18 protein-coding genes and 1 tRNA gene are annotated in these 19,746 nt (G+C 62.7%); 11 read left to right on the top strand and 8 right to left on the bottom strand.

The genetic code is table 11. The features are described from left to right. The first annotated feature begins 35 nt into the window (after nucleotides 1-35). Complete coding sequence (suhB, locus tag FB481_RS02745) at nucleotides 36-851, top strand: inositol-phosphate phosphatase (protein WP_013792395.1); 816 nt, start codon at nucleotides 36-38, stop codon at nucleotides 849-851. Nucleotides 852-1,077: 226 nt separating this feature from the next. On the opposite strand, the gene FB481_RS02740 is transcribed toward suhB, so the two are convergent. The 6 genes from FB481_RS02740 to queA all read right to left on the bottom strand — a co-directional run bounded on the left by FB481_RS02740 (nucleotide 1,078) and on the right by queA (nucleotide 7,172). After that, entirely contained in the window at nucleotides 1,078-1,620 is a 543-nt protein-coding gene (locus FB481_RS02740; RefSeq protein ID WP_013792396.1) for a glycine zipper 2TM domain-containing protein, read from the bottom strand. A gap of 125 nt (nucleotides 1,621-1,745) precedes the next feature. Next, nucleotides 1,746-2,666, bottom strand: a complete 921-nt coding sequence (gene secF / locus FB481_RS02735; protein ID WP_093503620.1) for a protein translocase subunit SecF — start codon at nucleotides 2,664-2,666, stop codon at nucleotides 1,746-1,748. A 10-nt stretch (nucleotides 2,667-2,676) separates the two neighbouring features. Beyond that, nucleotides 2,677-4,545: a protein translocase subunit SecD gene (secD, locus tag FB481_RS02730; RefSeq protein WP_147174999.1), complete on the bottom strand. Its 1,869-nt coding sequence runs from the start codon at nucleotides 4,543-4,545 to the stop codon at nucleotides 2,677-2,679. A gap of 73 nt (nucleotides 4,546-4,618) precedes the next feature. Further along, a complete protein-coding gene (yajC, locus tag FB481_RS02725; RefSeq protein ID WP_070887893.1) occupies nucleotides 4,619-4,954 on the bottom strand; it encodes a preprotein translocase subunit YajC in 336 nt (111 codons plus the stop codon). 38 nt (nucleotides 4,955-4,992) lie between these two features. Next, the gene (tgt, locus tag FB481_RS02720; protein ID WP_178109823.1) at nucleotides 4,993-6,108 is read right to left on the bottom strand and encodes a tRNA guanosine(34) transglycosylase Tgt; all 1,116 of its coding nucleotides are present in this window, start codon (nucleotides 6,106-6,108) and stop codon (nucleotides 4,993-4,995) included. A 14-nt stretch (nucleotides 6,109-6,122) separates the two neighbouring features. After that, a complete protein-coding gene (queA, locus tag FB481_RS02715) occupies nucleotides 6,123-7,172 on the bottom strand; it encodes a tRNA preQ1(34) S-adenosylmethionine ribosyltransferase-isomerase QueA (protein WP_147175040.1) in 1,050 nt (349 codons plus the stop codon). Between the two features lie 113 nt (nucleotides 7,173-7,285). Between queA and FB481_RS02710 the strand changes: the two genes are divergently transcribed. The 3 genes from FB481_RS02710 (at nucleotide 7,286) to FB481_RS02700 (ending at nucleotide 8,518) form a co-directional block, all read left to right on the top strand. Beyond that, nucleotides 7,286-7,370: transfer RNA gene (locus tag FB481_RS02710), tRNA-Leu, on the top strand. Nucleotides 7,371-7,713: 343 nt separating this feature from the next. Then, complete coding sequence (locus FB481_RS02705; RefSeq protein WP_003284681.1) at nucleotides 7,714-7,926, top strand: cold-shock protein; 213 nt, start codon at nucleotides 7,714-7,716, stop codon at nucleotides 7,924-7,926. Nucleotides 7,927-8,023: 97 nt separating this feature from the next. Further along, nucleotides 8,024-8,518: an RDD family protein gene (locus FB481_RS02700; RefSeq protein WP_147174997.1), complete on the top strand. Its 495-nt coding sequence runs from the start codon at nucleotides 8,024-8,026 to the stop codon at nucleotides 8,516-8,518. A gap of 71 nt (nucleotides 8,519-8,589) precedes the next feature. On the opposite strand, the gene lptG is transcribed toward FB481_RS02700, so the two are convergent. Continuing rightward, nucleotides 8,590-9,651, bottom strand: a complete 1,062-nt coding sequence (lptG, locus tag FB481_RS02695) for an LPS export ABC transporter permease LptG (RefSeq protein ID WP_147174996.1) — start codon at nucleotides 9,649-9,651, stop codon at nucleotides 8,590-8,592. Further along, entirely contained in the window at nucleotides 9,644-10,756 is a 1,113-nt protein-coding gene (lptF, locus tag FB481_RS02690; protein ID WP_147174995.1) for an LPS export ABC transporter permease LptF, read from the bottom strand. The genes lptG and lptF overlap by 8 nt, the downstream gene beginning before the upstream one ends. Nucleotides 10,757-10,900: 144 nt before the next feature. On the opposite strand from lptF, the gene FB481_RS02685 reads away from it, so the two are divergent. The 7 genes from FB481_RS02685 to rlmF all read left to right on the top strand — a co-directional run bounded on the left by FB481_RS02685 (nucleotide 10,901) and on the right by rlmF (nucleotide 19,744). Then, nucleotides 10,901-12,391 (top strand): leucyl aminopeptidase, encoded by a 1,491-nt coding sequence (locus FB481_RS02685; RefSeq protein ID WP_093503630.1) that lies wholly within the window; start codon nucleotides 10,901-10,903, stop codon nucleotides 12,389-12,391. Between the two features lie 115 nt (nucleotides 12,392-12,506). Next, nucleotides 12,507-12,926, top strand: coding sequence for a DNA polymerase III subunit chi (locus FB481_RS02680; RefSeq protein WP_147174994.1), 420 nt, complete (start codon nucleotides 12,507-12,509; stop codon nucleotides 12,924-12,926). A 9-nt stretch (nucleotides 12,927-12,935) separates the two neighbouring features. Next, complete coding sequence (locus FB481_RS02675) at nucleotides 12,936-13,343, top strand: hypothetical protein (RefSeq protein ID WP_027903429.1); 408 nt, start codon at nucleotides 12,936-12,938, stop codon at nucleotides 13,341-13,343. 125 nt (nucleotides 13,344-13,468) lie between these two features. After that, nucleotides 13,469-16,300: a valine--tRNA ligase gene (locus FB481_RS02670; RefSeq protein WP_147174993.1), complete on the top strand. Its 2,832-nt coding sequence runs from the start codon at nucleotides 13,469-13,471 to the stop codon at nucleotides 16,298-16,300. Between the two features lie 120 nt (nucleotides 16,301-16,420). Continuing rightward, complete coding sequence (locus FB481_RS02665) at nucleotides 16,421-16,717, top strand: helix-turn-helix domain-containing protein (RefSeq protein WP_027911017.1); 297 nt, start codon at nucleotides 16,421-16,423, stop codon at nucleotides 16,715-16,717. A gap of 24 nt (nucleotides 16,718-16,741) precedes the next feature. Next, entirely contained in the window at nucleotides 16,742-18,571 is a 1,830-nt protein-coding gene (locus tag FB481_RS02660; RefSeq protein WP_147174992.1) for an SLC13 family permease, read from the top strand. Nucleotides 18,572-18,751: 180 nt separating this feature from the next. Beyond that, nucleotides 18,752-19,744 (top strand): 23S rRNA (adenine(1618)-N(6))-methyltransferase RlmF, encoded by a 993-nt coding sequence (rlmF, locus tag FB481_RS02655; protein ID WP_093503636.1) that lies wholly within the window; start codon nucleotides 18,752-18,754, stop codon nucleotides 19,742-19,744. Nucleotides 19,745-19,746: the final 2 nt, after the last annotated feature.

The raw sequence follows: 19,746 nt of genomic DNA, 5'->3' as shown, positions 1-19,746 counted from the left end.
ATGGCCGGCTTTATTACGACCCCAGGTGAACTTCCATGCAGCCCATGCTGAACATCGCGCTGCGCGCAGCCCGTAGCGCCGGTGAAATGATCTTCCGCTCAATCGAACGCCTGGACGTCATCTCCGTAGATGAAAAGGACGCCAAGGACTACGTGACCGAGATCGACCGCTCGGCCGAGTTGATGATCGTCCAGGCCCTGCGCAAGGCCTACCCGACCCACAGCTTCCTCGGTGAGGAAGGCGGCCTGCTCGAAGGCAGCGGCGAAGGCGCCGACTATCAGTGGATCATCGACCCGCTCGATGGCACCACCAACTTCGTGCGCGGCGTTCCGCATTTCGCCGTCAGCCTGGCCTGCAAATACCGCGGCCGCCTGGAGCACGCCGTGATCATCGATCCGGTTCGCCAGGAAGAATTCACCGCCAGCCGCGGCCGCGGCGCTGCGCTGAACGGCCGTCGCCTGCGCGTCAGCAACCGCAAGAGCCTGGACGGCGCCCTGCTCGGCACCGGCTTCCCGTTCCGCAACGACCAGCTCGATAACCTCGAGAACTACCTGGGCATGTTCCGTAGCCTGGTCGGCCAGACCGCCGGCGTACGCCGCGCCGGCGCTGCCAGCCTCGACCTGGCCTATGTGGCTGCCGGCCGCTTCGATGCTTTCTGGGAATTCGGCCTGTCCGAGTGGGACATGGCTGCCGGCGCCCTGCTGATTCAGGAAGCGGGCGGCTTGGTCAGCGACTTCAGCGGTGGCCACGAATTCCTCGAGAAGGGCCAGATCGTTGCCGGCAACACCAAGTGCTTCAAGGCCGTGCTGACCGCCATCCAGCCGCACCTGTCGGCATCGCTCAAGCGCTAAGAATAGCGAAAGTCTGCTGCGCGTCGGCACTGCGGCGTTAAAAGCAGGCTCGGAATGCTCATGTACAAAAGTACACTCCGCTTCCTCGCCGGCTTTTGCCTTGCATTGCCCTAGCTCGCTAGACTTTAAAACCCGACTTACAAAAAACCGGCGTCGAGACGGTTTTTTTATTGCCCATAAAAAAGGCGCTCCAAGGAGCGCCTCTTCATATATCTCGACAGCCGGATTATTCATCCGAATCGGAATCGGCCAGCACCAGCTTGCCGTCGCGAACCGGGATCTTGCTGCCCGGCTCTTCATCCATGCGCACCCGGCCGATCTTGCCGTCCAGGTCGTATTTCACGTCATAGCCAACGATCTTCTCACTGGTGTCGTTGACGGTTTTGCAGCGGGTTTCGGTGGTGGTGTAGGTATCACGTGCCTGCATACCTTCCTGCACCTTGTTGCCAGCGTAACCGCCGCCCACTGCACCCGCCACGGTGGCGATCTTCTTGCCGTTACCGCCACCTACCTGGTTGCCCAGCAGGCCACCCACCACGGCGCCGATAGCGGTACCGGCGATCTGATGCTGATCCTGCACCGGACGCTGACGGGTCACGGCTACATCGCGGCATTCTTCACGCGGGGTCTTGATGGTCTCGGTCACCGGCTTGACTGCCAGAACCTCGGCGTACTTGGGCGCGCTCACCATGCTGTAGGTCGCCACAGCGCCGCCAGCAGTGACACCGACGGCACCCAGCACAGCACCAACCAACAATGACTTATTCATGCGATTCTCCTGATCACAACTGCGGCGCCTGTATGCGCCCTACTCCCAGCCTTGGAAATGCAAAACGGGCGACAAGTTCCCTTGTCGCCGTTTTATGCAGCGTGAAATGGTGAACGCATCACGCCTTAAGGGCGCTCATCCACACCTTCTGCAGTGGCTGCAGGCGGAATCAGATCCTCAGAGGTCAGCTTCAGCCAGATCAGCACCGGGGCGCTGATGTAGACCGAGGAATAAGTACCGACCACGACACCGATCAGCAGGGTCAGCGCGAAGCCGGCCAGACTGTCACCACCGAAAACCAGCAGGGCGACAAGTGCCATGGCGGTCGAGGTGGAGGTCGCGATGGTACGCAACAGGGTCTGGGTGACCGATACGTCGATATTCTCGATGATGTCGGCCTTGCGCAGCATCCGGAAGTTCTCGCGAATGCGATCGTAGATGATGATGGTGTCGTTCAGCGAGTAACCCAGCATCGCCAGCACCGCCGCCATCACCGTCAGGTCGAACGGCACCTGGAAGAACGCCAGGATGCCGAGGGTGACGATCACGTCGTGAGCCAGCGAGGCAATGGCGCCAACGCCGAATTTCCACTGAAAGCGGAACGCCAGGTACAGCAGGATGCCGCCCAGGGCCAGCAACATGGCCAGGCCGCCCTGATCACGCAGCTCCTCGCCCACTTGCGGACCGACGAACTCGACACGCTTGACCTCGAAAGAGGTCTCGGTATCGATATTGCGCAGCGCGCCAGCGACCTGATTGCCCAGATCGGGCGAGTCGCCGGCCAGACGAACCAGCACGTCAGTGGTGGAGCCAAAGCTCTGCACCACGGCGTCGGCATAACCGGCCTGACCCAGCTCGCGCTTGATCAGCTCCAGATCGGCCGGCTTCTCGTAGGTCAGCTCGATCAGCGTACCACCGGTGAAATCCAGGCCAAAGTTGAGGCCATGCTTGAACAGGCTACCCAGGCCAATAAGGCTGATAACCACGGTGATGGCAAACGCGACGTTGCGTATCGCCATGAACGGAATGCGGGATGGAAGTTTCATAGCCTTCACCTCAAATCCACAGTTTCTTGAAGTTACGGCCACCGAAGATCAGGTTGACCATGCCTCGGGTGAACATGATCGCGGTGAACATCGAGGTGATGATCCCGATCGACAGCGTGACGGCGAAGCCCTTGATCGGCCCGGTCCCCAACCCGAACAGGATCGCACCGACCAGCAGCGTGGTCAGGTTACTGTCGAGAATCGCGGTGTAGGCACGGTCGAAGCCTTCGTGGATGGCACGCTGTACCGACAATCCATTATTGAGCTCCTCGCGAATACGCGAGTAGATCAGTACGTTGGCGTCGACCGCCATACCCAGCGTCAGCACGATACCGGCGATACCCGGCAGGGTCAGAGTGGCACCGATTACCGACATCAGCCCGACCAGCAGGGTCAAGTTGAACGCCAGGGCGATGGTGGCCAGGAAGCCGAAGAAGCGGTAGATGCAGATCATGAACAGCGACACGAAGATCATCGCCCACTCGGTGGACTCGATGCCCTTGACGATGTTCTCGGCACCCAGGCTCGGGCCGATGGTGCGCTCTTCGGCGAAGTACATTGGTGCGGCCAGACCACCGGCACGCAGCAGCAGCGCCAGCTCGGAGGACTCACCCTGGCCGTTCAGGCCGGTGATGCGGAACTGACTGCCCAGCGGCGACTGAATGGTTGCCAGGCTGATGATCTGCTTCTCTTCCTTGAAGGAGTCGACCTGCACTTCCTTCTCGACGCCGTCGACCATCTGCTTCACGTAACGGGTCAGCGGGCGTTGCTCGATGAAGATCACCGCCATGCTGCGACCCACGTTGCTGCGGGTAGCGCGGTTCATCAGGTCGCCGCCATGGCCATCCAGACGGATGTTGACCTGCGGGCGGCCGTTCTCGTCGAAACTGGCCTGAGCATCGGTGACCTGGTCACCGGTGATGATCAGCTCACGCTCGAGCTGAACCGGCGGACGGCCTTCCTCGCGAAAACCGAATTGCTCGGTGGTGCCGCGTGGCGCATTCGGGTCGGCCGCCAGACGGAATTCCAGGTTGGCCGTCTTGCCGAGAATACGCTTGGCTTCGGCGGTGTCCTGCACGCCCGGCAGCTCGACCACGATGCGGTTGGCGCCCTGGCGCTGCACCAGCGGCTCGGCGACGCCCAGTTCGTTGACCCGGTTGCGCACGGTGGTCAGGTTCTGGCGGATCGAATATTCGCGGATTTCGGCGATCTTGGCCGGCGTCATGGTCACGCGCAGCACTTGCTGGCCGCCACGCTCCTGCGCCTCGAGGTTGAAATCCTTGTAATCCTTGCGGATCAGCTGTTCGGCCTTGGCCAGTGTGTCGGCATCAGCGAAGCCCAGCTGAATGGCGCCACCTTGCTGCGGCATGCTGCGATAACGCACACGCTCCTTGCGCAGCAGGCTCTTGAGCTCACCCTCGTAGACTTGGCGACGGACTTCCAGGGCCTTGTCCATGTCGACTTCGAGCAGGAAGTGCACACCGCCGGAGAGATCGAGACCGAGTTTCATCGGGCTGGCGCCAACCTTGCGCAGCCACTCTGGAGTGGTCTGGGCCAGGTTCAGGGCTACCACGAAGTTGTCGCCCAGTACCTTGCGCACGACATCCTTGGCCGGCAGCTGATCGCCCTGGCTGGCCAGGCGAATCAGACCGCTACGGCCGTGCTCGCCAACGCTCGCCGCCTTGACCTCAAGACCCGCCTCGGTCAGCGCCTTGCTGACGCGGTCGAGGTCAGCCTCGGTGATGGTCTGCGCCGAACTGGCCCCGCTGATCTGGATCGCCGGGTCATCGGGGTAAAGGTTGGGTGCGGAATAAATCAGACTGACGATCAGCACAGCTGCGATCAGCAGGTACTTCCACAAAGGGTATTTGTTGAGCATGAATGACGCCGCCCGCTTATGACGCGGGGCGCAATATGCGCCCCGCGGGATGGATGAAACTGGAACAGAGGAATTAGATGGCTTTCAGCGTGCCTTTCGGCAGGGTTGCCGCAACGGCTGCTTTCTGGATCTTCAGCTCGACGGTGTCGGATACTTCGATGACCACGAAGTCGTCGCTGACCTTGGAAACCTTGCCGGCGATGCCGCCGCTGGTTACCACTTCGTCACCCTTCTGCAGATTGCCGAGCAGGTTCTTGTGCTCCTTGGCGCGCTTGGCCTGAGGGCGCCAGATCATCAGGTAGAAGATGACCAGAAAGCCGATCAGGAAGATCCACTCGAAACCGGTACCAGCTGGGCCGGCAGCAGGGCCAGCGGCATCAGCGTAGGCAGCGGGAATAAAAAAGCTCATTTGACACTCCTGTTGAAAGATCTTTTGGCCATCGAAAGTCAGTCCAGCGGCGGCGTTGGCAGGCCGCGCCGGGCGTAGAAGGCATCGACAAAGGCGGCCAATGTACCCTGTTGAATTGCCTCGCGCAAACCAGCCATGAGGCGCTGGTAATGGCGCAAGTTGTGGATTGTATTCAACATGCTGCCGAGCATTTCGCCGCACTTATCCAAATGGTGCAGATAGGCACGCGAGAAGTGTTTGCAGGTGTAACAGTCGCAGGTCGGATCCAGCGGCGAGTCGTCGTGACGGTGGAAGGCGTTGCGGATTTTCAGCACGCCAGCGTCGACGAACAGGTGGCCGTTGCGCGCATTGCGGGTCGGCATCACGCAGTCGAACATGTCGACGCCACGACGTACGCCTTCGACCAGGTCTTCGGGCTTGCCGACGCCCATCAGATAACGCGGCTTGTCACTCGGCATCTGCCCTGGCAAGTAGTCGAGCACCTTGATCATTTCTTCCTTCGGCTCGCCCACCGAGAGACCGCCGATGGCCAGACCATCGAACTCCAGCTCGCTCAGACCTTCCAGCGAGCGCATGCGCAGCGACTCGTGCATGCCGCCCTGGACGATACCGAACAGCGCCGCGGTACTTTCGCCATGGGCGATCTTGGACCGCTTGGCCCAGCGCAGCGAAAGCTCCATGGAGGTCTTGGCCACGTCGAACTCGGCCGGATAAGGCGTGCACTCGTCGAAGATCATCACGATGTCCGAGCCCAGATCACGCTGCACCTGCATCGACTCCTCCGGCCCCATGAACACCTTGGAGCCATCGACCGGCGAAGCGAAGGTCACGCCCTCCTCCTTGATCTTGCGCATCGCACCCAGGCTGAACACCTGAAAACCACCGGAATCGGTGAGGATCGGCCCCTGCCACTGCATGAAATCGTGCAGGTCGCCGTGGCGTTTGATCACCTCGGTGCCCGGACGCAACCACAGGTGGAAGGTGTTGCCAAGAATGATCTGCGCGCCGATGGCTTCGATATCGCGCGGCAGCATACCCTTGACCGTGCCATAGGTGCCCACCGGCATGAACGCCGGGGTTTCCACCACACCACGGGGGAACGTCAAACGGCCGCGACGGGCCTTGCCGTCGGTGGCGAGCAGTTCGAAGGACATGCGGCAGCTGCGCGTCATACTGAAACCTCGGGCCCGCGCGCGGCGGGATTGCGGGTGATGAACATGGCATCACCGTAACTGAAGAAGCGATAACCCTCGGCCACGGCCTCGGCATAGGCCGCCATGGTTTCGGGGTAGCCGGCGAATGCGGACACCAGCATCAGCAGGGTCGATTCCGGCAGGTGAAAATTGGTGACCAGGGCGTCGACCACATGGAAGGGCCGACCCGGGTAGATGAAGATGTCGGTATCGCCACTGAAGGGCTTGAGCTCGCCATCGCGGGCAGCGCTTTCCAGGGAGCGGACGCTGGTGGTACCCACCGCCACCACCCTACCGCCACGGGCGCGACAGGCCTCAACGGCGTCGACCACGTCCTGGCTGACCTCCAGCCACTCGCTGTGCATATGGTGATCTTCGATACGCTCCACGCGCACCGGCTGGAAGGTACCCGCGCCCACATGCAGGGTGACGAAGGCGCTCTCGACGCCTTTCTCGCGCAGCGCAGCCAGCAGCTCGTCATCGAAATGCAGCCCCGCCGTGGGCGCTGCGACGGCACCGGCTTTCTGCGCATAGACGGTCTGATAGCGCTCGCGGTCGGCGGCGTCATCCGGCCTGTCTATATAAGGAGGCAACGGCATGTGCCCGACACGCTCGAGCAGCGGCAGCACCGGCTCCTCGAAACGCAGCTCGAACAACGCATCGTGACGGGCCAGCATCTGCGCCTGGGCGCCGCCATCGATAGCGATCAGCGAACCCGGCTTCGGCGACTTGCTCGAACGGATATGGGCCAGCACGCGGTGCTCGTCGAGCACGCGCTCGACCAGGATCTCCAGCTTGCCGCCAGTAGCCTTCTGCCCGAACAGACGTGCCGGGATCACCCGGGTGTTGTTGAACACCATCAGGTCGCCGGGACGCAGGTATTCGAGCAGGTCGGCGAACTGCCGGTGAGCCAGCGCACCACTGGCGCCATCGAGGATCAGCAGTCGGCTGGCACGACGCTCGGCAAGGGGGTGACGGGCGATCTGCTCGTCAGGCAGGTAGAAATGAAAGTCGGCAACGCGCATGATCGGAAGTGTGTCGTACTGCAGGGCGGAGCAGCTTACCGGAATTCCCTGCAAGTGACCACGCGAGCGCATTGACCAATGGCATCTTGCTCCCTATACTGCGCCGCCATTGTGCCCCGGTGGCGGAACCGGTAGACGCGGCGGATTCAAAATCCGTTTTCGAAAGAAGTGGGAGTTCGAGTCTCCCCCGGGGCACCATATATCCTTCAACTGTTGCCAGTTTGTGACAGTTCGCACTGAAACAGTGCCGTGTGTCGCCTGGATGCACTTGCTTCAGCCATTATAAAAACCCATCTGAATCTGCACCAAACACTCACGTAAATTACGTGGGTTTTCGCGTGCCCGAAGGGTTGGCATTTGCGCAAAAGTTAGCGTAGAGTTCAGCCACTGTGTTTGCATGGGTCGCCGAGAATCGTGACCTGATGCAGTAGATCGCCCTAGATCCGCTACATCCCGTTCGACTTCCATCACTCCTTGCAACCAGTCTTCAGTCCTCTACACATGGAGGCTGTCATCAACTCAAGTTCCAAGGATAAGAGACATGTCGAATCGTCAGAACGGTACCGTCAAGTGGTTTAACGACGAGAAAGGTTTTGGTTTTATCACTCCAGAAAGCGGTCCGGATCTGTTCGTACATTTCCGCGCTATCGAAGGTAACGGCTTCAAGAGCCTGAAAGAAGGCCAGAAAGTTAGCTTCGTTGCTGTACAAGGTCAAAAAGGCATGCAGGCTGACCAGGTTCAAATCCAGGAATAAGCCGCTGCTCTAAAAAACCCCTGACTCACGTCAGGGGTTTTTTTATGCCTGCAACTTAGCATCCGTGCTTTAACTGTCATCCACGCGAATCCCGACAATGCCCAACCACGCACTGCGCCCCCAGGGCGATTTCCCTTCGGCAGGCCTCGGCCGGCGCCTGGCCGCCATACTGTATGACAGCTTTCTGTGCATCGCCCTGCTGATCGTCGTGGGTTTTGTCTACAAGCTGATTCAGATGGCCATCTATGGCGAAGCGCAGTTGCGGCAATGGGCCGACGCCGGCGCCCTGGATCATGACCCGCTGCTTTCCAGCCTGCTATTGCTGAGCCTGTTCGGCTTCTTCGCCAAGTTCTGGACCCACGGCGGTCAGACCCTGGGCATGCAGGTGTGGGGCATTCGCGTCCAGAACGCGGACGGCACGGCGATCAGTCTCTGGCAGGCGCTGCTGCGTTTTCTGATCGCGATGGCGTCCTGGCTGGCGCTGGGACTGGGCTTTCTATGGGTGCTGATCGACAAGCGCAAACGCAGCTGGCACGACCTGTACTCGAACAGCATCATCGTGCGCCTACCCAAGCAGGCGCATCGCAAATGAAGAGAGCTGGAAGCTTGAAGAAGAAATGAAACGGCGTGCCCTCTCCCATTAAAGGAAAGGGCACGCGTCGATCAGCCAGCCCGGCGTAGCAGCCAGAGCCCGGCGATAGCGCAGATGCTCGCCGGGATCAGCACGGCCAGCAGCGGCGAGAAGCCGAATACCTGGCTCGACGGCCCCAGCAGATCCTGGGCGATGCGGAACACGAAGCCCACCAGCACACCAGTGAACACGCGCTGGCCGAGGGTGACCGAACGCAGCGGGCCGAAGATGAAGGAAATCGCCATCAGCACCAGTGCGGCGGTGACCAGCGGCTGCAACACCTTGGTCCAGAACGCCAGCCAGTAATTGCTGTTGTTCAGCCCCTGCTCCTTCAGATAGTGGATATAGCTCCACAAGCCGGTGATCGACAGCGCCTCGGGCTCCAGCACCACGGTGCCGAGCAGCTGCGGGCTGAGCTGGATATCCCAGCGCTCGGTCGGCGCCTTGACGACCTCGGTGCGACGATCATGGAACAGCGTGGTCGTCACATCCTCCAGCTCCCAATAGTTGCCTTCATAGGTGGCCCGGCGCGCGAAGCTGGACGCTTCCAGACGACGCTCGTCATCGAAGCGATAACGGGTCACCCCGAACAGCACACCGCTTGGCTGCACGGCGTTGATATGCACGAACTCCTGGCCCTGGCGGTGCCACATGCCGCGCTTGGCGGTCTGCGCCTCGCCACCACCCTGAGCCATGGCACGGCTTGCCTGGGCCTGGTTTTCAGTCCAGGGCGCCACGTACTCGCCGATCAGAATGCCGACCAGCATCAGCGCCAGCATCGGCTTCATCACGCCCCAGACGATGCGCCCGATGGACACACCGGCCGCGCGCATGATGGTCAGTTCGCTATTGCTGGCCAGGGTACCCAGACCGATCAGGCAGCCCACCAACGCCGCCATCGGCAGCATGTCGTAAATGCGCCGCGGTGCGGTCAGGAATACGTACCACAGCGCATCGCCGATGCCGTAGTTGCCTTCGATATCGCCCAGCTCGTCGATAAGCGCGAACAGCAGGGCCAGGCCGACGATGATGCCGAGCACAGCCAGAATGGCGAGCAGCACCTGCACGCCGATGTAACGATCCAGCTTAGACACGTGCATTCTCCCGACGGCTAACCAACTTCAGACGCAGCGGCTCCCAATACAGCAGCGCCAGGCCAACCAGCAGGAACAGCAGGTGAACGCCCCACAGCCCGATGTAGGGCGAAATACGCCCCTTATCCAGAGCGCTGCGCGCGGCCACCAGCAGCCCCAGGTAAGTCATGTACAGGAGAATCGCCGGCAACAACTTGAGGAAGCGACCCTGGCGCGGATTGACCCGCGACAGCGGCACGGCCATCAGGGTGACGATGAACACCAGCAGCGGAATGGACAGACGCCATTGCAGCTCGGACTGCATGCGCGGCTCGTCGCTGCCGAACAGCTGCGAGGTCGGAATCGCCTCGCGCTCGCTGATGTCCGCCGCCACCGACGGTTTGGGCAGCAGCACTCCGTAGGTGTCGTACTGAATCACCCGGTAATCGGCCTGGCCGGGATTGCCGTCGTAGCGGTAGCCATTTTCCAGAATCAGGTAGCGGCTGCCGTCGGGCTGCACTTCCTGGCGGCCACTCTCGGCGACCAGCACGCTGATGCCGCGATCCTTGTCGCCTTCGCGGGACACGCGCTTATCGGAGATGAAGATACCGCCCAATTCGGTGCGATCGTCCGACAGCTCACGTGTGTAGGTGACCCGCGAGCCGTTGCGCATGGACTGGAAGCGCCCGGGCACCAGGGTATCGAACTCGGTCAAAGCATCCTGCTGATTGAGGATCCTCGCCACCTGGGTCACGCCTTGAGGCGCCAAGCCCATGCTCAGCCATGCCACCAGCAGCGCCACCACGGTGGCCGGCGCCAGGCTGTAGAGGAACAGCCGCTGCTGGCTCATGCCGGTGGCCGACAGCACGGTCATCTCGCTGTCCAGGTACAGCCGTCCATACGCCAGCAAAAAGCCCAGAAACAGGCCCAGCGGCAGGATCAGCTGCAGGAAACCGGGCAAGCGAAAGCCCATGATCAGAAACAGCACGCTCGGATCGAGTACACCTTGGGCCGCCTGGGCCAGGTACTTGATGAAGCGGCCACTCATGATGATTACCAGCAGTACGGCGCTCACCGCACTCAGGGTAACCAGAACCTCTCGGGACAAATATCGGAAGACGATCAAACAGACACTCCAGGGTTGTCAGGCTCAGGCGGCTGTGCTCAAACTAGCCGAACTGCATGCTGGCGCGCACTTTCAAGCGAACCGGCCGAAAAATTTGTCGTCATTATCCTGAATTCGCGACTCGTTGTCTTGGGGACACCACGCATGGAATTTCTCGTCAAAAGCGCTCGCCCGGAAACACTGAAAACCGCCACTCTGATCATCCCTGTTGGTGAAGGCGGCAAACTCGCCGCTACCGCCAAGGCCGTGGACGCAGCCAGCGGCGGCGCTATTGCTGCCCTGCTCAAGCGCGGCGACCTGGCCGGCAAGCCTGGCCAGACCCTGCTGGTTCACGGTGTAGCCAACCTCAAGGCCGAGCGCGTACTGCTGGTCGGCACCGGTAAAGACGCCGAACTGTCTGACCGCCAACTGCGCAAATTGATCGCCTCTGTTTATGGCGTGCTGAAAACCCTGGGCGGCAGCGATGCGCTGCTGGCCCTGCAGGATTTGCAGGTAAAGGGTCGCGATGCTTACGGCAAAGCCCGCCTCATTGTCGAAAGTCTGGTCGATGCCGGCTATCAGTTCGACCGTTTCAAGAGCCAGAAGGCCACGCCCGGCGCTCTGAAGAAGATCACCCTGATCACCGACAAGGCCGACACCGCCGCCGTCGAGCGCGCCACCCGCGAAGCGCGCGCCATCGCCGTCGGCATGGCGCTGACCAAGGATCTGGGCAACCTGCCGCCGAACATCTGCCACCCCAGCTACCTCGCCGAGCAGGCCAAGGAACTGGGCAAGGCGCACAAGAACCTCAAGGTCGAAATCCTCGACGAGAAGAAACTGCAGGCCCTCGGCGCCGGCGCCTTCCTGGCCGTCGGCCAGGGCAGCGAGCAGCCGCCGCGCATGATCGTTATGCAGTACAACGGCGGCAAGAAAGGCCAGAAGCCCCACGCCCTCGTCGGTAAAGGCATTACCTTCGACACCGGCGGCATCAGCATCAAGCCGGCCGCCGGCATGGATGAAATGAAGTACGACATGGGCGGCGCTGCCAGCGTGTTCGGCACCCTGCGCGCCGTGCTCGAACTGCAACTGCCGATCAACCTGGTGTGCCTGCTGGCCTGCGCGGAGAACATGCCGAGCGGCGGCGCCACCCGCCCGGGCGACATCGTCACCACCATGAGCGGCCAGACCGTGGAAATCCTCAACACCGACGCCGAAGGCCGCCTGGTGCTGTGCGACACCCTGACCTACGCCGAGCGCTTCAAGCCGCAATCGGTGATCGACATCGCCACCCTTACTGGCGCCTGCATCGTCGCCCTGGGCAGCAACGTCTCGGGCCTGATGGGCAACGACGACGAACTGGTCAACCAGATCCTCGCCGCCGGCCGCCAGGCCGACGACCGCGCCTGGCAACTGCCGCTGTACGATGAATACCAGGAGCAACTGGACAGCCCGTTCGCCGACATCGCCAACATAGGCGGGCCGAAAGCCGGCACCATCACCGCCGGCTGCTTCCTGTCGCGCTTCACCAAGGCCTACAAGTGGGCGCACCTGGATATCGCCGGCACCGCCTGGATCAGCGGCGGCAAGGACAAGGGCGCCACTGGCCGCCCGGTGCCATTGCTGACTCAGTACCTGCTCGACCGCGTACAGGCCTGACCGGCAATGATGTGAGGGTGGCCGCCCTGGCTACCCTCACCGCCGAACACATGACGATGCTGCCCACCGCGCTTTTCGCTTGAAGCTTGCCGCTTGAAGCCCGACACTTGCCGCCATGCCCCGAATCGAATTCTACGTACTGTCGTCGGCCACTCCAGCCGAGCGCCTGCGCGCTGCCTGTCAACTGGCGGGTAAAGCCTGGCGAGCCGGCCTGCCGGTGTTTCTGCGCGGTCGCGACAGCGCGCAATGCCACGAACTCGACGAGCTGCTCTGGCGCGTACGCCAGGAGAGCTTCATCCCCCACGGCCTGCATCAGGATGATCCACACGGGCCGGTGGTGATCGGCCTGGACGAAGCGCCCGCGGCGCAACAGGCGGTGCTGATCAACCTCAGCAGCACGCTCAGCCCGCATATCGACCGCTTCAGCCGGGTGATCGAGATCGTCAACCAGGAACCCGACCTGCTGACCGCCTGCCGGGAGAATTTCCGCAGCTACCGGCAGCGCGGCTATGATCCCAAACGTGTCGAACTGTAGACCACTGCCATGGACAACCTGAACCCTCCCCACAAGCCTGCCGCTCTGCTCAGCGACCTCGAATCGATTCGCGAACTGCTCGACGACGACCTCGACCCGCCGCTGCTCACCGACACCTTCGACCCGGCCGACATCCCTGTGCTCTCCGACGTAGTGCGCGCCCCCGAACCGGTGCTCGCCGCGCAACCCGCCGTTCCGGTCAGCGCCGCCGGCATCGCTTCCGAGGACGAGCTGCGCCAGACCGTGCAGCGCGCCATTGGCCGCGACAACGAGATCAACCGCTTGGACACCGAGCTGCGCGCTGCAGCGCAACTGCTACTACAGGACGTGATCGACGATTTCGTGCCGCAGATCGAGGCCGAACTCAAGCGCCGCCTGCAGGCGCGCCTCAACCGCCTGCTGCCGCCACGTCGCTGACCCTCCCCCTGCCCTGACAGCGTTTTCCCGCTCGACCGATAGCCGCGAGAGCGGAAGAAAACTGCGCGGCGGTTGGTTATACTGCTCGGCTTTTCCGATCAGACGCCAGAAGGGTCCCGCCGCGCATGGACAAGACCTACCAGCCCCACGCCATCGAAACCGCCCTGTACGAAAACTGGGAGGCGAAGGGCTACTTCGCTCCGCAGGGTTCGGGTGAGCCCTACACCATCATGATCCCGCCGCCGAACGTCACCGGCAGCCTGCACATGGGCCACGGTTTCAACAACGCGATCATGGACGCGCTGATCCGTTTCCGCCGCATGCAGGGCCGCAACACCCTGTGGCAGCCGGGTACCGACCACGCCGGTATCGCCACTCAGATGGTGGTGGAGCGTCAACTGGCCGCCCAAGGCATCGACCGCCACGATCTGGGCCGCGAGAAGTTCTTAGGCAAGGTCTGGGAATGGAAGAACGAGTCCGGTGGCACCATCACCCGGCAGATCCGCCGCTTGGGCAGCTCGGTGGACTGGTCGCGCGAGCGCTTCACCATGGATGACGGCCTGTCCGAAGCGGTCAAGGAAGCCTTCGTGCGTCTGCACGAGGACGGCCTGATCTACCGCGGCAAGCGCCTGGTCAACTGGGACACCAAGTTCCACACCGCGATCTCCGACCTCGAAGTGGAAAACCACGACGAGAAGGGCCACCTGTGGAACCTGCGCTACCCGTTGGCCGACGGCAACAAGACCGCCGAAGGCAACGACTACCTGATCGTCGCCACCACCCGCCCGGAAACCCTGCTCGGTGACGCCGCCGTGGCCGTGCACCCGGAGGACGAACGCTACAAGGCGCTGATCGGCCAGTACGTCGAGCTGCCACTGGTAGGCCGCCGCATCCCGATCATCGCCGACGATTACTGCGACCCGGAATTCGGCACCGGCTGCGTGAAGATCACCCCGGCCCACGACTTCAACGACTACGAAGTCGGCAAGCGCCACAACCTGCCGCTGATCAACATCTTCGACAAGGACGCCGCCGTCCTGCCGGGCGCGCAGATTTTCAACCTCGACGGCAGCGTCAACGCCCTGCTCGACGCCAGCCTGCCCGCCGCCTACGCCGGCCTGGATCGCTTCGAGGCACGCAAGCGCATCGTCGCCGACATCGACGCCCTGGGCCTCCTGGACAAGATCGATGACCATGCCCTGAAGGTGCCCAAGGGCGACCGCTCCGGCACCGTCATCGAGCCATGGCTGACCGATCAGTGGTACGTCTCCACCAAACCGCTGGCCGAAAAGGCCATCGCGGTGGTCGAGAGCGGCGAGATCCAGTTCGTGCCCAAGCAGTACGAGAACATGTACTTCAGCTGGATGCGCGACATCCAGGACTGGTGCATCAGCCGTCAGCTGTGGTGGGGCCACCGCATTCCGGCCTGGTACGACGAAGCCGGCAACGTTTACGTAGGCCGCGACGAAGCCGAAGTGCGTGTCAAGCACAGCCTGGGCGACATCGCCCTGCGCCAGGACGATGACGTCCTGGACACTTGGTTCAGCTCCGGCCTGTGGACCTTCTCCACCCTCGGCTGGCCCGAGCAGACCGATTTCCTGAAGACCTTCCACCCCACCGACGTGCTGGTCACCGGTTTCGACATCATCTTCTTCTGGGTCGCCCGGATGATCATGATGTCCACCCACCTGACCGGGCAGATCCCGTTCAAGACCGTCTACGTGCACGGCCTAGTGCGCGACGGCCAGGGCCAGAAGATGTCCAAGTCCAAGGGCAACGTGCTCGACCCGCTGGACATCGTCGACGGCATCGACCTGGAAACCCTGCTGGCCAAACGCACCAGCGGCATGATGCAGCCCAAGCTCGCCGAGAAGATCGCCAAGCAAACCAAGGCTGAATTCCCGGAAGGCATCGCCAGCTACGGCACCGACGCCCTGCGCTTCACCTTCTGCTCGCTGGCCACCACCGGCCGTGACGTGAAGTTCGACATGGGCCGCGTCGAGGGTTATCGCAACTTCTGCAACAAGCTGTGGAACGCCGCCAACTTCGTCATCGAGAACACCGATGGCCAGGACACCGGCATCAACGGCGAGGACGTTGATCTGTCGCCGGTCGACCGCTGGATCATCTCTGCCCTGCAGCGCTGCGAGCAGGACGTGACCCGCCACCTCGACGCCTTCCGCTTCGACCTGGCCACCCAGGCACTCTACGAATTCGTCTGGGACGAGTACTGCGCCTGGTACCTGGAGCTGGTCAAGCCGGTGCTGTGGGACGAGAACGCGCCCATCGAGCGCCAGCGCGGCACCCGCCGCACCCTGGTGCGCGTGCTGGAAGTGATCCTGCGCCTGGCACACCCGTTCATGCCATTCATCACCGAAGAAATCTGGCAGCGCATCAAGGGTCAGGCTGGTGTGCAGGGCGATACGCTGATGTTGCAACCCTGGCCAGTGGCCAATGAAGCCCGCATCGACGCCGCCGCCGAAGGTGACATCGAGTGGGTCAAGCAACTGATGCTCGGCGTACGGCAGATCCGTGGCGAGATGAAGATCTCCATGGCCAAGCGCATCGACGTCATTCTCGCCAACGCCAATGCCGAAGACCTGCGCCGCCTCAACGACAACGCCCCGCTGCTCAACAAGTTGGCCAAGTTCGAGTCGGTAAAGGTACTGGCTGCCGGCGAACAGGCGCCGATGTCCGCCACCGCCCTGGTCGGCGACATGCAGGTGCTGGTGCCAATGGCCGGCCTGATCGACAAGGAAGCCGAGTTGGCGCGCCTGGACAAGGAAATCCAGCGCCTGGAAGGCGAAGCCAAGCGGGTTGGCGGCAAGCTGGCCAACGAAGGTTTCGTCGCCAAGGCACCGGCCGAAGTGCTCGAGAAGGAACGCGCCAAGCTGGCCGAGGCCGAACAGGCCCTTGCCAATCTGCTGGAGCAGCGCGGCAAGATCGCCAGCCTGTAAACCAGTGCGCTGAAAAACGGCCCGCCGCGGTAACGACCCGGCGGGCCGTTTTCGTTTATGGGCATGCCGTGTCGCATCAGGCAGTATGCTCTCGACTCATCACACGATCGGACGATGCAAATGGACGTGAGCAAGACCAAGACCAGCTTCTACCGCCGCCTCTACGTCGCCTGGCTGATCGACAGCGGTGCTGCCGATAGCGTGCCCGCCCTGATGGCCGCCACCGGCATGCCACGGCGCACCGCCCAGGACACCCTGAACGCCCTAGAGGAACTGGACATCCGCTGCGAATTCCAGCAGCAGGATGGCGAGCGCAACAATGCCGGCAGTTACGTGATCCGCGACTGGGGCGCCATCGACAAGCGCTGGATCGCCGCCAACCTGCAGCAGATCAAGGCGGTGTTGGGTTACCCCTGAGATACTCCCCGGCAAGGAGCCCAAATGAATATCGACCTGCTGATGGTGCTCGGCCTGCTGTTCACGGCCGTGGTGCTGTTCGTCATCAACAAGCCGCGCATGGACGTGGTGGCCTTGATGATCCTCGTCGCCCTGCCGCTGACCGGCGTGCTGACCATCCAGGAAACCCTGGCCGGCTTCGCCGACCCCAGCGTGATCCTGATCGCCGCACTGTTCGTGATCGGCGAAGGCCTGGTGCGTACCGGCATCGCCTATCGCCTCGGCGATTGGCTGGTGGCCAAGGCCGGCAGCAGCGAAACCCGCTTGCTGATCCTGCTGATGGTGGCTGTGGCCGGGCTGGGCTCGGTGATGAGTTCCACCGGCGTGGTGGCGATCTTCATTCCGGTGGTACTTGGCGTGGCGGCGCGGCTGAAGATCGCGCCGGGCCGATTGATGATGCCCCTGGCCTTCGCCGGCCTGATCAGCGGCATGCTGACCCTGGTAGCCACGCCGCCGAACATGGTGGTGCACAGTGAGCTGCTGCGGGCTGGGCTGCCAGGTTTCAGTTTCTTCAGCTTCACGCCCATCGGCCTCGCCGTGCTGGTGCTTGGCGTGTTCTACATGCTCGCCACGCGGCGCTGGCTGCAGCGAGACATCGATAGCGACGCCTGCGCGCCGCCACGCCTGACGCTCGCCGATCTGGCCGACAGTTATCGCCTCAACGAACGCGAGCGCCGCCTGCGGGTGTGCGCCGACTCGCCGCTGGCCAACCAGGCGCTGGACGAGCTGCAACTGCGTTCGCACTACGGCATCAACGTGATCGCCGTGGAGCGCCAGCGGCAGTTCCGCACCCTGTTGCTGATGGCCACCGGCAACACCCTACTGCTGCCCGGCGACGTCCTGCTGGTCGACCTGGCCAGCCCGGCCATTGCGGTGCTCGGCGCCTATCAGGAACTGGGCCTGGAAGCGCTGCCGCTGCGTAACTCCTACTACAGCGTGCACTCCCACGAGCTGGGCCTTGCCGAAGTGGCCCTGCCGCCGGAGTCGCACCTACCGGGCAAGAGCATTCAGGAACTGGGCCTGCGCAGTCGCTACAAGCTCAACGTGGTCGGCCTGCGTCGTCACGGCCAGGCGCTGGAAGGCCTGCTGGTGGACGAAAAACTGACCCACGCCGACACCCTGCTGGTGGCCGGTAGCTGGAAGCAGATCCATCACCTGCAGAGCCTCAACCGTGATTTTCTGGTGCTCAGCCTGCCCGCCGAGGTCGACGAGGTGGCGCCCGCCGCGCGCAAGGCGCCCTATGCCCTGCTGAGCCTCGCGGTGATGGTCGGGCTGATGATCAGTGGCCTGGTTCCCAACGTCATGGCCGCGCTGATCGGTTGCCTGCTGATGGGCGCCTTCCGTTGTATCGACATGCCCAGCGCCTACCGTTCCATCCACTGGCCGAGCCTGATCCTGATCGTCGGCATGCTGCCGTTCGCCCTCGCCCTGCAGAAAACCGGCGGCATCGACCTGGCGGTGAACGGTCTGGTCGGCGCCCTCGGCAATGCCGGGCCACGGGTGATCCTCGCCAGTCTGTTCGCGGTTACCGCACTGATCGGCCTGTTCATCTCCAACACCGCGACCGCCGTGCTGATGGCGCCAGTGGCCATAGCTACCGCCCAGGCGCTGGGCGTATCGCCACTGCCGTTCGCCATGACCGTCGCCCTCGCCGCCTCGGCAGCGTTCATGACACCGATTTCCTCGCCGGTGAACACCCTGGTGCTGGGGCCTGGTCAGTATCGCTTCGGGGATTTCGTGCGTATCGGCGTGCCGTTCACCATTCTAGTGATGATCGTCAGCGTGGTGATGGTGCCGTGGATATTTCCGCTGTAACAGGCTACTGGCTCGGGCATTAGGCATAACCTGTGGGAGCGGGCGGCCCCCCCCGAGTCCATGCCCGCGATTCGCGCGCATGGCGCGCTCCCACAAACGCAGCGAATCAATGCTTGCACCAACAACCACCAAGCACACCACCCACAGCTGTGGGAAAATGCCCGGCCCGCCACTTCTGCAATGATCAGCATGCCCAGCAAACGCCCGCCCAAACAGCTCGCCCAGTCCGTCGACAAAGGCCAGTTGCACGCCCGCAACCGCCATCAGGGCCGTTACGATTTTCCAGCGCTGATCAAGGCCAGCCCAGAGCTGGCGGCGTTCGTAATCATCAATCCGTATGGCAACCAGAGCATCGACTTCGCCAACCCCGCGGCGGTGAAGGTGTTCAACCGTGCGCTGCTCAAGCAGTTCTACGGCATCGCTCACTGGGATATTCCGGCTGACTACCTGTGCCCGCCAATCCCCGGGCGAGCTGATTATCTGCACTATCTGGCCGACCTGCTGGCCGATGACAACGGCAGTGAAATTCCCCGCGGCGCGGCAGTACGGGCACTGGATATCGGCGTGGGCGCCAATTGCATTTACCCGCTGCTGGGTAACCGCGAATACGGCTGGCGTTTTCTGGGCGCGGACATCGCGCCCGAGGCCATTGCCTCGGCAACGGCCATCGTGCAAGCGAACTCGGGCCTGAGCGATCAGATCGAGCTACGCCTGCAGGCGGATGCCGGGCACGTCTTCAGCAATCTGTTGCAGAGCGACGAACGTTTCGAATTGACCCTCTGCAACCCGCCCTTCCACGCCTCGGCAGCCGAAGCCAGCAGCGGCAGCAAGCGCAAATGGCGCAACCTCGGCAAGCTCGACCCCAAGCGCAAACTGCCGGTGCTCAACTTTGGCGGCCAGGCAGCCGAGCTGTGGTGCCCGGGTGGCGAAGCCGCGTTCGTGACGCGACTGATCGGCGAAAGCGCCGAGCATCGTGACCAGGTGCTGTGGTTCAGCACGCTGATCTCCAAGGCCGGCAACCTGCCCGGCGTATACGCCACGCTGAAGAAGGTCGGAGCCGTGGACACCCGCACGGTAGAAATGAGCCAGGGCCAGAAGCAGAGTCGCTTTGTGGCCTGGACCTTCCATACGGCCGAGCAGCGTCAGCGCTGGATGAATAGCCGCGTCAGCTGAGC

Origin of the sequence: Pseudomonas sp. AG1028 (assembly GCF_007993955.1) — a bacterium.
Lineage (GTDB): Bacteria > Pseudomonadota > Gammaproteobacteria > Pseudomonadales > Pseudomonadaceae > Aquipseudomonas > Aquipseudomonas straminea.
This window is presented reverse-complemented; position numbering and strand designations above follow the sequence as displayed.